Below are 12,611 nucleotides of genomic sequence, written 5' to 3' on the forward strand. Positions count from 1 at the left end.
TAAAAATCAGCTATCAGCCTCACGCAACCGGTAGCCGACACCTGTTTCTGTCAGAATATAAAAGGGCTGATCGGGTATATCCTCAAGCTTCTGGCGCAATTGGCGCACATAAACGCGCAAATATTGCACATCACTCATCCCGCCCCATATCTGGTTGAGTATAAAAGAATGGGTCAGCACCTTGCCCGCATGCTGCACCATAATGCGCAAAATATCATATTCCTTGGGCGAGAGTTTCACCTCCTGCCCTTTAAGCCGCACAATGCGCTTAACCAGATCCACCGATAATTCACCCGTTTGGAAAACCGGCTTTTCGCCCTGCTCCTGCAATTTATGGCGCAGTGCCACGCGAATTCGCGCTGCCAGCTCCTTCATGCCAAAGGGTTTGGTAACATAATCATCAGCACCAAGCTCCAGCGCCTTCACAATGCCGCTCTCATCAGTGCGGCTGGAAAGGATAATCACCGGCAAATCAATCAGCTCTGCACGCCATTGCGCCAAAAGATCATGGCCGGCAATATCAGGCAGCCCCAAATCCAGCAAAACCAGATCCGGCCTGTCATTGTGCATAATTTCTTTGGCGATGGCTGCGGAAGGCGCTTCAAGAATAGCAAAACCTTCCGTTCCAAGCCCCACCCGCAGCAATTTACGGATTGCCGGTTCATCATCCACCACCAAAATCCGGACAATATTCTGACTCATCGGGAACAGGCTCCCTTTTCCGTTTCATTACAATGTTCATTCTGGGGTTCATCCCGGGGTTCATTCCGGACAGTACTGGCGCTTAATTGCAGCGGCAGACGTATGGTGAAAACGGCACCCGTGCGCCCTGAAACCTCACTGCGATTACCGGCTGTTATTGTGCCGCCTGAAGCTTCCGTAAACCCTTTGGCAATAGCCAGCCCAAGCCCTGTCCCTGCCCGCACCTGATCAGATTTATATACCCGGTAAAAACTGTCGAAAATGCGTTTTTCATCGCCAGGCGGTATCCCTGCCCCCTCATCACTGATTTGCAACACAATATCCTGTTGCTCTGTGCGCGCCTGAATAAGCACCAATGTGCCTTGGGGCGCATATTTGGCAGCATTATCCAGCAGGTTAAATAAAACCTGCTCAAACAGAACCGGATCCAGTTTCAGCATTGGCAGATCAGCGGCAATATCTGTTTCCACACGGTGATGCTGCAAGATCTTCGCCGCGCGCTTCAGCGCACTGCCAACAATATCGCCCAGATATTGCGGTGATTTGTTCGGCTGCATCGCTCCTGATTCAATGCGCGTCATATCAAGAAGATTGGCAATAAAACGGTTGAGCCGCTCTGATTCATCCACCACCGTGGTCAGCAGTTCCGCGCGGTCTTGTTCCGGCAAGGCTGCCGAATAATCTTTGAGCGTACCGGCAGCGCCAAGAATGGCGGCAAGCGGTGTTTTAAGATCATGTGAAATTGAGGTAAGCAAGGCCGAGCGCAGCCGGTCGGCCTCAACGGCAAGCTGGGCGCGGTCAAGATCGTCAACCAGCTGGATACGGGCAATAGCCAGCGCCGCCTGCTCTGCCAGCGCATCAAACAGGCGTTGCTGCTCCGGTGTCAATAATGGCCCTTGGCGGTCATCATCCAGCCCGATCACGCCAATTGTGTTGCCACCGGTGCGCAGCGGCAGATAAAGCCGCTTGGCACCCGGCAGTGTATCTGCCCCGCGCCCTGCCGGACGATCATGCTCCCACGCCCAGCGCGCAGCCGCAATGTCAGAATCAGCCAGCGTGTCATCGGGCGGATAACCGGCATGAACCGAAATGGTCTTATTAGCCTCACGCTCATCGGGCAACAGCACAACCACACGCACTTTCAGCATGGCGGCAATCTGATAAACCGTTGCCCACAACACATCTTCCAGCGTGCCGGCGCCGGCCAGTTTTTTGCTGAACTGATAAAGCCCTTCTGTTGTTCTGGCGCGGTTGCGCGCGGCCACAGCCTGCCGCTGCACACGGGCGGTTAAATTGCTGGCGACAAGTGCCACACAAATAAAAAAGCCAAGCGCAATCACACTTTCCGGCTCGGTAATGCGCAAGGTATAAAGTGGCGGCAAAAAGAAAAAATTAAACGCAAAGGCACTGATCACCGAGGCAAACAAAGCAGGCCGCAAACCTGAAAAAACCGCGCTTGTCAGCACCGCCATCAAAAAAACCAGAGCAATATTGCGCACATCCAGCACATGTTCCAGCAATGTGCCGGCCAGCAAGGCGATGAGGATAAAACCAAGGCTGAAAAGATAAGGCAAAGGCGAAAAAGCCCTGGCTTTTGCCGTTGCCACCTGCCGTGCAGGCGGTGCATCCTGTTGCGTGCCGGAAATAATATGAAGGCTGAGATTGCCCGCCTTGCGGATCAGATCATGGGTGACAGATCCTTCAAAAATTTCTCTTAAGCGCGGCTTTTTAGGCCGGCCAATAACAATATGGCTGAAATTATGCGCCAGCGCATAATCAATAACATCCTGCGCCACATCATGGCCGGTCAGCGTAACAATTTCCGCGCCTAGCTGTTCTGCCAGTCTGGAAGTTGCGGCAATACGGTCTTTATCATCTTCAGATAATGTGGCGGTTTGTGATGTTTCCACATAAAGTGCCGTCCATGGCGTGCGCAGCCTGTCGGCCTGCCTACGGGCATAACGCACCAAAGCCGCGCCGTGGGGCTGTTCGTCAATACAAACCAACACCCGCTCACCGGCAGACCACGGGCCGGAAATAGCATTGGCCTGCATATGGCTTAGCAGCTGATCATCCACGCGCTGCGCAGTGCGCCGCAAGGCAAGCTCGCGCAAGGCCGTAAGATTGCCGGGTGAGAAATAATTCTGCGTAGCGCGTTTGGCGGTCTTGGGCAGATAAACCTTGCCCTCCTGCAATCGCTTGATCAGATCTGCCGGTGTAATATCAACAATTTCAATATCATCAGCGCGGTCAATAATATTATCCGGAACAGTCTCACGCACGCGGATACGGGTAATTTGCGCCACCACATCATTGAGGCTTTCCACATGCTGGATATTCAGCGTGGTATAAACATCAATACCATGCGCCAGCAGTTCTTCCACATCAAGATATCGTTTGGGGTGGCGGCTGCCGGCCGCATTGCTATGCGCCAGCTCATCCACCAGCACCAATTGCGGTTTACGCGCCAAAACCGCATCAAGATCCATCTCTTCCAGCACATGGCCTTTATAATCAACCCGTGCGCGCGGAATAATCTCATAGCCTTCGGTCAGGGCTTGCGTTTCCTGACGGCCATGGGTCTCCACCACGCCAATCACCACATCCACGCCATCGGCAAGCAATGCCCGTCCGGACATCAGCATTTCATAGGTTTTACCAACGCCCGGCGCCGCCCCAAGAAAAATCTTGAGGCGGCCACGGGTTTCCTGTTCGGCTTTGGCCAGCAAAGCATCCGGCGATGGCCGGTTTTCTGCCAGCCGCACAGTATCGTCATTCATTCAAAGGCTGTCCTGCCGGTTATTATTTACCTAGATTGATCCAGTGCAAGATTAAGCGCAAGCACATTCACCACCGGTTCGCCCAGCACACCCAGCAATCTTGGCTGTGTCTGTTTTTCAATAAGCTGCTTAAGCAAAACTTCATCAAGCCCGCGCGCTTTGGCAATACGCGGAACCTGAAACAGGGCTGCCTGCGGGCTGATATGCGGATCAAGCCCGCTGCCCGAAGCCGTTACCAGTTCAACCGGAATTGCAGTCTGCGGATTTTCTGATTTCAGCTTTTGCACATCCTGCCGCACACGCACCTGCAATTCCTTGCTGCTTGGCGCAAGATTGGAGCCGCCGGAGGATGTGGCATCATAACCATCACCGGCAGCACTCGGACGGCCATGGAAATAACGCTCCGAGGTAAATTGCTGGCCGATCAGGGAGGAGCCGATAACCTTGCCATCCCTGACAATCAGGCTGCCATTGGCCTGTTCAGGAAACAGCGCCTGTGCCACGCCGGTCATGGCCAGCGGATAGGCAATACCGGTAATCACCGTCAGGCCGATAATCATTGCCACTGCGGGACGTAATTGTTTCAACATGGATTTATTCCTTACACCAGTGCCAGAGCGGTAATGGCCATATCAATCAGTTTGATTGCCACAAAAGGCATGATAATGCCGCCAAGGCCATAGATTGTGAGGTTGCGGCTCAACAGGGCGCCTGCGCCGACAGCCCGGTATTGCACCCCGCGCAAAGACAGCGGAATCAGCGCAATAATAATCAGCGCATTGAAGATAATGGCCGACAATATGGCGCTTTGCGGACTATGCAGCCCCATAATATTCAACACGCCGAGCTGCGGATAAAATGCGAGAAACATCGCCGGAATAATAGCAAAATATTTGGCGATATCATTGGCAATCGAGAACGTTGTCAGCGCACCGCGTGTCATCAGCAATTGTTTGCCGATTTCAACAATCTCGATCAGCTTGGTCGGATCACTGTCGAGATCCACCATATTGCCCGCCTCACGCGCAGCCACCGTACCGGTATTCATAGCCACGCCCACATCAGCCTGTGCCAAAGCGGGCGCATCATTGGTGCCATCGCCGCACATGGCCACCAGCTTGCCCTTGGCCTGCTCCTCGCGGATCAGCGCCAGCTTGTTTTCCGGTGTGGCCTGCGCCAGAAAATCATCCACGCCCGCCTCTGCCGCAATCGCCGCCGCTGTCATCGGATTATCACCGGTGATCATAACCGTGCGGATGCCCATACGGCGCAATTCGGCAAAACGCTCGCGAATACCGCCTTTAACAATATCCTTCAGCGCCACAACACCAAGCAGCTTGCCATCTTTCACCACCGCCAGCGGCGTGCCGCCGGCCTTGGCAATCTGTGCGGCAATAGCTTCAATTTCTGTTTTTTCTGCCTGCAATCCAGTGCCATTGGCTTGTGCAGCCACATATTTCAGCACAGCTTCCACCGCACCTTTACGGATAATGCTGCCTTCCACATCCACCCCGCTCATGCGGCTTTGCGCGGTAAAAGGCACAAAATTTGCCTGAAGGCTCGCCATATCACGGGCGCGGATGCCATATTTTTCCTTGGCGAGCACCACGATAGAGCGCCCTTCCGGTGTTTCATCAGCCAAGGATGCAAGCTGCGCCGTATCAGCCAATTGCTGTTCACTCACACCCTTGAGCGGGCAAAATTCCGTGGCCTGACGGTTGCCAAGTGTGATTGTGCCGGTTTTATCAAGCAACAGCGTATCCACATCACCGGCAGCCTCCACCGCGCGACCGGACATAGCCAGCACATTAAACCGCACCAGACGATCCATGCCCGCAATACCAATGGCAGACAGCAAGGCGCCGATCGTGGTGGGGATCAAGGTCACAAACAAAGCAACCAGCACAATCACCGGCACAGAACCACCGGCATAAGTGGCAAAGCTTGGGATTGTCACCACCGCCAGCACAAAAATCAGCGTCATACCGGCAAGCAGAATATTGAGCGCAATTTCATTGGGGGTTTTCTGGCGCTCTGCCCCTTCCACCAGCGAGATCATCCGGTCAATAAAGGTTGAACCGGCAGCAGCGGTAATGCGCACCTTGATCTGATCGGAGAGAACCTGTGTGCCGCCTGTCACCGCAGAGCGGTCACCGCCCGATTCACGGATAACAGGGGCAGATTCACCGGTAATGGCCGCCTCATTAACCGAGGCCACACCCTCAATCACCTCGCCATCGGAAGGAATGATATCACCGGCTTCCACCAGCACAATATCACCAACCTTGAGGCTGTTACCGGCAACAAGCCTGTAGCTGCCTTTATCATTGCCATCCAGCAATTTGGCTTCTGTTTCAGAGCGGGTGCGGCGCAAGGATTCTGCCTGTGCCTTGCCGCGCCCTTCAGCCACGGCTTCGGCAAAATTGGCAAACAGCAGCGTAAACCACAGCCACAGGATAATCTGGAACGAAAAACCGAGATCAGCACCGCCGCTTGCCCAGTCCTTAACAAACAAAACCGTCGTCAGCAATGTTACAACCGCAACAACAAACATCACGGGATTTTTGATCAGGATGCGCGGATCAAGCTTGCGAAATGCATCGCCAATGGCGGGCAGCAGAATTTTCGCATCCATCAATGTGGATTTTTTTGACTGGCTCATGTGAGCCCTCCCTCTGAATCTATGCAACTTATAAAAGTGCATAAAATTTCATAGTGATAGAATGATAAGTTAATGCTTTGAACTAAATTTAGCCAAGGGCCTTCACAAGAAAGACAATTGCCAGCACCCCTAAAAGCAGGATCAGCATCAGGCTGGTGGTCTTGGGGCAATTATCCTCTTTTGCGCATTTCAACTTATGTTTTGCTGTTGTGCCGGGGCGGAACAATTGCCGCATAAGGGAAGAATGTTTTGCCATTTCACACCTTTAAAACAACTGACCGGAAAACAGCGAGAAATGCTCAACAACAGGCCCCAGCGCCAAAGCCGGAAAGAAAGTGAGCCCGCCGACAATCATGGTCACAACAAAGACGAGGCCAATGAACAAAAGCCCTGTGGTTGGCAGTGTTCCGGCAGAGGCAGGAACTGTCTTTTTGGCAGCGAGCGAACCGGCAATGGCCAGCACCGGCACAATGAGGAGAAAACGCCCCATCAACATCGCAAAGCCGATGGTTAAATTATAAAAAGGCGTATTGGCATTAAGACCGGCAAAAGCACTGCCATTATTATTGGCGCCTGAAGAATAGGCATAAAGCACCTCGCTGAAACCATGCGGTCCGGCATCCTGAATACTTGACAAGCCCTGCGGCAGCACAACCGCCAAAGCGGCAAATCCAAGAATGGCAAGCGAAGGGCCAAATGTTGCCAGCAAGCTCATTTTCACCTCTTTGGCTTCAATTTTCTTGCCCAGATATTCCGGTGTGCGGCCAACCATAAGCCCTGCAATAAAGATCGACAGGATAAAGAACAGCAACATGCCATAAATGCCCGCGCCGATACCGCCAAGATTGGGGATCTGCATATTGAACATCGGCACCAGTCCGCCAAGCGGCATCAGGCTGTCATGCATATTATTAACCGCACCGGTGGAGGCAGCCGTGGTCACTTCAGAAAACAGCGCAGACAACGCAATACCAAAACGCGCTTCCTTGCCCTCCATATTACCGCCAACCACATCCATGGCCTGCATCATCGGATTGCCGGCACTTTCCGCCCAGTAAAGAACCGAAGTTCCAAGCACCACAAGAACCGCAAAAACCGCAAATAATGCCCAGCCCTGCCGCTGATTGCCCACCATGCGGCCAAAAACATTGGTCATGGCGGTGGAGATCACAAAAATCGACAACAGATGGATAAGATTTGTCAGCGCAGTCGGATTTTCAAACGGATGCGATGAATTGGCATTAAAGAAACCGCCGCCATTGGTGCCCAGATGTTTGATAATCATCTGTGAGGCCACAGGCCCTTGCGCAATGGTTTGCTGTGCGCCTTCCAGTGTGGTTGCCAGCGTATAGCTGTTGAGATTTTGCGGCACACCCTGCCCTACCAGCACAAGCGTGCCGATAATGCAGATTGGCAACAGCACATAAAGTGTGGCGCGGGTAAGATCGACCCAGAAATTACCGATCGTCTTGCTAGATGCGCGGGAAAAGCCGCGGATAATCGCCATAGCGCCGGCAATACCCGTGGCGGCAGAAACAAAATTCTGCACCGTAATGCCGGCCATCTGGGTGAAATAGCTCATTGTGCTTTCACCGCCATAGCCTTGCCAGTTGGTATTGGTCATAAAGCTGACAGCGGTGTTAAAAGCTGATGTCGGCTCCACAGCCTGCATACCGGCAGGATTATAGGGCAACATGCCCTGCAGCCGCTGCAAGGCATAAAGCAGCGCAAAACCGGCAAAGCTGAACATGAGCAATGATGCGGCATAAACCGTCCAGTGCTGCTCTTCTTTTTCGTGGGTGCCGGCCAGCCTGTATAAACCATGTTCAACCGGCGCGATAACCGGCGAGAGAAACACCCGCTCACCGGTAAAAACACGGGTAAGATACAAGCCAACCGGCTTGACCAGCAGAATTGTGAGCCCGAACAACAGCCCGATCTGCAATAATCCATTAAAAGTCATTGGAGAAAACTTTCCGTTCTCATAAAGCAGGGTCAGAAACGCTCAGGTCTGGCCAATGCATAAACCAGATAAAGGCTGAGCAAGACGGCAACAGCGCCGCCAAGACCGTAATCAAACCACATGATGACCTCTCACAGCCTGTCGCAGACAAGGGCATAGAAATAGCTAAGGCCGATAAAGCCTGCGCCTGCGGCAATCATAATGACATCCATTTTTTTCAAACTCCTGAAACTGCGGCCTGCTTTTGCGGCAAGGCCGGTTTCGGCAAGGTGCAAAATTGCGTCGCCATGCCGAAATCAGGCAGAATTATGGCGCCAAAGCGCATAGTGGTTCGAGAGAGGGAAAGTGTTCAGGATATAAAAATCTTATATATAAATGGCTATATTTAACGGCAGCATTACTTCTTTCAAAAACAGAAAAATCTCATAATTTAAATAAGTTAATTAAAAAATTTAATTCAAATTATCACAAAATAAAAAATCGGGAGCATTTATTTGCTTTATAAATTTCTCTTTTTTACAACCTTGCAACAGCATTAAAAACAAGGCTGATCTTTTTTGTAAATTTTATGGCTTTCTTTATCCGATAAAAGCGATTTTTATCAATATGCAATTCTTGCATAAGGTTCAGAAAACAAAACATTGGCTTGGCTGCCTTTTTTTGCATAGCCTCGAAACAGTCAGATTCCCATAAAATTTAACGCCAAGGAATGCGTTGTGAGCCGAATTATCTATGTAAACGGTGCCTATGTGCCGGAAGAAGAAGCAAAAATCTCGGTATTTGACCGCGGTTTTTTGTTTGCTGATGGTATTTATGAAGTCAGCGCCGTTGTGGACGGCAAACTGGTTGATAATGATGCGCATTTGGCGCGTCTTAGCCGCTCGCTGAAAATGATCAATGTACCGGCTCCGTTGAGTGATGAAGATATTATCACCATGCAGAAAGAGCTGATCAAACGCAATAATCTCACTGAAGGCGTGGTCTATATGCAGATCACCCGTGGCGCGGCAGATCGTGATTTTGTATATAATGCCGATATGAAGCCAACCCTGATCGCTTTCACTCAGGTGAAAAAGCTTATCGGCTCAGCCTCCCAGCAAAATGGCATTGCCATTCACGTGGTTGATGATATTCGCTGGCAGCGCCGCGATATCAAGACTGTTATGCTTCTGGCACAGGTCATCGCCAAACAGGAAGCGGCAGCCAATGGCTGTCAGGATGCATGGATGCAGGAAGATGGCTTTATCACTGAAGGCGCCTCCTCCAGCGCATTTATTATTACGGCTGATGATGTACTGATCGTTCGCCCGAATTCCAATGCAATTTTGCCCGGCTGCACACGCCTTGCCATGCTGAAAATTGCTGAGGAAAACAAGCTGAAAATGGAAGAGCGCCGCTTCACACTTGAAGAGGCGTTTCAGGCGAAGGAAGCTTTCCAGACCAGTGCATCAGGCTTTGTTACACCGGTTGTAAAAATTGCAGGCAAGACAATTGCTGACGGCAAACCGGGCGCAATTACCCGCAGCCTGCAGGATAAATATATTGAACTGGCAAAAGCATCAGCTTAAGCCTGCCATAAGGAAAAGCGGCTATAAATAACCGCCTTATAAATACAGCCTGTATGATTGCCCGTATTGGTAATCATTGCTGATAAGCAAGAGTTCAATCACTTCATCCGGCCATAATTTAAATCATCATGGCCGGATAACCCTATGATCATAAGCGCCCCATAAAACGGTTTTACTTTTGGGCCTCCCCCCGGAAAACCGTTTTTTTCCTTGGCTCTGATCATATGTCAGGCATTAACACCACACTGAAACGACACACCGTCGCAGAAACGGAATTGTAATTTCTTTTTAATGCCTGATGATAATGTGCTGACAGCCCGCCGGCTTTTCCGGACGGGCTGTCATTTTATCTTCGGCTGACTGATTGGAGTTTCGAATGTCTGTTTCTGCACGCGATTTTGGCATTGTCTGCGGCATCATGCCAACAGGCACAAATAACGCGATTACCGATGTTCCGGGTGTCAAGGTCGGCCATGTCACAATTCGTAAAGGCAATATCAATACCGGCGTTACTGCCATTTTGCCCCATGATGGCAATTTATTTCGCAAAAAAGTTCTTGCCGCCTCTGAATCCATCAATGGCTTTGGCAAAAGCGCCGGCCTTGTGCAGATTAATGAGCTGGGTTCTCTTGAAACCCCGATCCTGCTCACCAACACGCTGGGCGTGGGCACATGTGTTAACGCGCTGATCAAGCGTGCAATCGCCGCCAATGCCGATATTGGCCGCACCACCTCCACGGTCAATGCTGTAGTCGGCGAATGCAATGACGGCCCGCTTAATGACATTCAGGCCATGGCTGTAACTGAAGCCGATGCTTTTGCAGCATTGGATAATGCTGCAAGCGGCGCTGTAGCGCAAGGCAATGTGGGTGCAGGCACCGGCATGACCTGTTTTGGCTTCAAAGGCGGTATAGGCACATCATCGCGCCGGATCAGGCTGGATGGCAGGGATTATCATCTTGGCACTCTGGTTCTCTCCAATTTTGGCCGCAAGGGCGATCTGACCTTACCGGACGGCCGCCGCCCCGTACCTGACCTTCCTGACAGTGCTGAAAAAGGCTCGATTATGATGATCATGGCCACGGATATTCCGCTGGAGCATCGCCAGTTGCAGCGCGTAATTCGCCGTTGCGGCGCAGGCATTGCCCGCCTTGGCGCCTTCTGGGGGCATGGCAGCGGCGATATTGCAATTGGCTTCACCACAGGCGTGACCATTGACCATGATCAAAAATCCGATCTCCTTGCCATGCAGGCACTGAATGAAGACAGGATCGACCAACTGTTCCGCGCCGCAACAGAATCCACACAGGAAGCCATTCTCAACTCGCTTTGCGCAGCCGAGAACTTTACCGGACGCGATGGTAACAGCCGCCGGTCCTTGGCAGACTGGCTGCGCGCGAGCCCGAAAGAATAAGCCTTTATAAGGCTTATTCGCCCTGCAAGGTAAAAACTATTTCAGTATTGGCTTTCAGCGTATTGCTGATCGTGCATATCGCCTCCGCAGCTTCTGCCAGCTCATGTTGTTCAGCCTTGCTCAGAGTGCCGGTGAAGCTGAATTTTACATCAAGGCGTTTAATACGATAAGGCTCTTCAATCGTTTTTTCGCCATTTACCTGCACATCACAGGTGCTGATACGCTCAATAAAACCAAGTTTACGCGCTGCGATGCGGGCACTCATTACCAGGCAGCCGGTCAAAGATGCATAAAGCAAATCAATCGCGTTGAAACCCGCGCCGGAAACTGTATTTTCCAGCGCGATTTCACCACCTGTGCATGAACGTATCTGTGGCTTTTCCTGCCCGCGCAAACTGGCAATAGCACCGGTCTGTCTTGTACGTATTGCCGGTTTGACCATCTCTATCCCGCCTTTAAATCCATAGCCTGCGCCAATAATTCAAAAGAGCACAACCGTGCCTCATGGTCAAAAATCTGAGCAGTAATCATTAATTCATCAACTCCGGTGCGGGCGATAAACGCCTCAATATCCTGTCGCACGCGCAAAGGACTGCCAACCGCGGAACAAGACAGAGCTGCCCTGATAACCGGTACAAAACGCGGATCAAGTGTTTCTTCATAATTTTCAACCGGTGGCGGCAATTGTCCGGCTTTGCCCGTGCGCAAATTTACAAAAGCTTGCTGAATTGAAGAAAACAGTAATTTTGCCTCGGCATCCGTATCCGCTGCAAAAACATTAAAGCCGGCCATGACATAGGGCTTATCCAGATATCGGGAGGGTTCAAACCGGTGCCGGTACAGCTCAATTGCCTCTTCCAGCGCCGCCGGTGCAAAATGCGAGGCAAAGGCATATGGCAAGCCCAGCATTGCCGCCAATTGTGCGCCAAACAGGCTGGAGCCAAGAATCCAGACCGGCACATGAAGGCCGGCGCCCGGATAGGCACATACGCGCTGTTCACTGGTAGGCTCATCAAAATAGCCCAAAAGCTCAACCACATCCTGCGGAAAAGACTGCGCATCCGCACTGGAATTACGTCGCAAGGCATAAAATGTCGGCTGATCTGTACCCGGCGCCCGCCCAAGCCCCAAATCAATACGATCAGGATAGATTGAAGCAAGCGTGCCAAACTGCTCGGCAATAACAAGGGGAGAATGATTGGGCAGCATAATACCGCCCGCCCCGATGCGCATGGTGTTGGTAGCGCCGGCCACATGGCCAATCAATACGGATGTGGCGGCACTGGCAATGCCCGGCATATTATGATGCTCGGCCAGCCAATAACGATGAAACCCTAGTTTTTCAGCATGCTGCGCAAGATCCACAGTGTTTTTTATCGCCTGTGCCGCAGTGCTTCCCAGAGTTATCGGTGCAAGATCAAGAACGGAAAATTTTGTCATGCTCCATATATATAGCACTGACTATATAATACCAGAGGCAATAGGCCTCTTCATATTTAATTGTTGCAGCTTTTCTTATTGG

General features: G+C 51.6%; 13 protein-coding genes. 3 read left to right on the forward strand and 10 right to left on the reverse strand.

Annotation, left to right across the window (positions count from 1 at the left end; all coding sequences use genetic code 11):
• Positions 1-6 precede the first annotated feature (6 nt).
• The 8 genes from ACSTTO_RS05905 to ACSTTO_RS05940 all read right to left on the reverse strand — a co-directional run bounded on the left by ACSTTO_RS05905 (position 7) and on the right by ACSTTO_RS05940 (position 8,382).
• On the reverse strand, positions 7-702 hold the full coding sequence (locus ACSTTO_RS05905; protein ID WP_439272214.1) for a response regulator transcription factor: 696 nt from the start codon (positions 700-702) through the stop codon (positions 7-9).
• Positions 699-3,482 (reverse strand): DUF4118 domain-containing protein, encoded by a 2,784-nt coding sequence (locus ACSTTO_RS05910; RefSeq protein WP_439272215.1) that lies wholly within the window; start codon positions 3,480-3,482, stop codon positions 699-701. Before ACSTTO_RS05910 ends, ACSTTO_RS05905 begins: the two co-directional genes overlap by 4 nt.
• A gap of 26 nt (positions 3,483-3,508) precedes the next feature.
• A complete protein-coding gene (gene kdpC, locus ACSTTO_RS05915; RefSeq protein ID WP_439272216.1) occupies positions 3,509-4,072 on the reverse strand; it encodes a potassium-transporting ATPase subunit KdpC in 564 nt (187 codons plus the stop codon).
• An 11-nt stretch (positions 4,073-4,083) separates the two neighbouring features.
• A complete protein-coding gene (gene kdpB, locus ACSTTO_RS05920) occupies positions 4,084-6,144 on the reverse strand; it encodes a potassium-transporting ATPase subunit KdpB (protein ID WP_439272217.1) in 2,061 nt (686 codons plus the stop codon).
• Positions 6,145-6,232: 88 nt separating this feature from the next.
• Complete coding sequence (locus ACSTTO_RS05925) at positions 6,233-6,400, reverse strand: hypothetical protein (protein ID WP_439272218.1); 168 nt, start codon at positions 6,398-6,400, stop codon at positions 6,233-6,235.
• Between the two features lie 9 nt (positions 6,401-6,409).
• Entirely contained in the window at positions 6,410-8,107 is a 1,698-nt protein-coding gene (gene kdpA / locus ACSTTO_RS05930; RefSeq protein ID WP_439272219.1) for a potassium-transporting ATPase subunit KdpA, read from the reverse strand.
• 32 nt (positions 8,108-8,139) lie between these two features.
• Positions 8,140-8,229 carry a K(+)-transporting ATPase subunit F gene (gene kdpF / locus ACSTTO_RS05935; protein WP_439272220.1) on the reverse strand — a complete coding sequence of 30 codons (90 nt, stop codon included), beginning with the start codon at positions 8,227-8,229 and terminating at the stop codon, positions 8,140-8,142.
• 9 nt (positions 8,230-8,238) lie between these two features.
• A complete protein-coding gene (locus ACSTTO_RS05940; RefSeq protein ID WP_439272221.1) occupies positions 8,239-8,382 on the reverse strand; it encodes a hypothetical protein in 144 nt (47 codons plus the stop codon).
• Between the two features lie 2 nt (positions 8,383-8,384).
• Between ACSTTO_RS05940 and ACSTTO_RS05945 the strand changes: the two genes are divergently transcribed.
• The 3 genes from ACSTTO_RS05945 (at position 8,385) to ACSTTO_RS05955 (ending at position 11,089) form a co-directional block, all read left to right on the forward strand.
• Complete coding sequence (locus tag ACSTTO_RS05945) at positions 8,385-8,612, forward strand: hypothetical protein (protein ID WP_439272222.1); 228 nt, start codon at positions 8,385-8,387, stop codon at positions 8,610-8,612.
• Between the two features lie 211 nt (positions 8,613-8,823).
• Positions 8,824-9,675: a D-amino-acid transaminase gene (locus ACSTTO_RS05950; protein WP_439272223.1), complete on the forward strand. Its 852-nt coding sequence runs from the start codon at positions 8,824-8,826 to the stop codon at positions 9,673-9,675.
• A gap of 376 nt (positions 9,676-10,051) precedes the next feature.
• Positions 10,052-11,089, forward strand: coding sequence for a DmpA family aminopeptidase (locus ACSTTO_RS05955; protein ID WP_439272224.1), 1,038 nt, complete (start codon positions 10,052-10,054; stop codon positions 11,087-11,089).
• 13 nt (positions 11,090-11,102) lie between these two features.
• Here the strand turns inward: ACSTTO_RS05955 and ACSTTO_RS05960 are convergent, their stop codons facing one another.
• Together ACSTTO_RS05960 and ACSTTO_RS05965 are read right to left on the reverse strand one after the other, a co-directional pair.
• Positions 11,103-11,531: an OsmC family protein gene (locus tag ACSTTO_RS05960; RefSeq protein WP_439272225.1), complete on the reverse strand. Its 429-nt coding sequence runs from the start codon at positions 11,529-11,531 to the stop codon at positions 11,103-11,105.
• A gap of 2 nt (positions 11,532-11,533) precedes the next feature.
• Entirely contained in the window at positions 11,534-12,529 is a 996-nt protein-coding gene (locus tag ACSTTO_RS05965) for an LLM class flavin-dependent oxidoreductase (RefSeq protein ID WP_439272226.1), read from the reverse strand.
• Positions 12,530-12,611 lie beyond the last annotated feature (82 nt).

Source organism: Pseudochrobactrum albidum, from assembly GCF_051851455.1.
Taxonomy (GTDB): Bacteria; Pseudomonadota; Alphaproteobacteria; order Rhizobiales; family Rhizobiaceae; genus Pseudochrobactrum.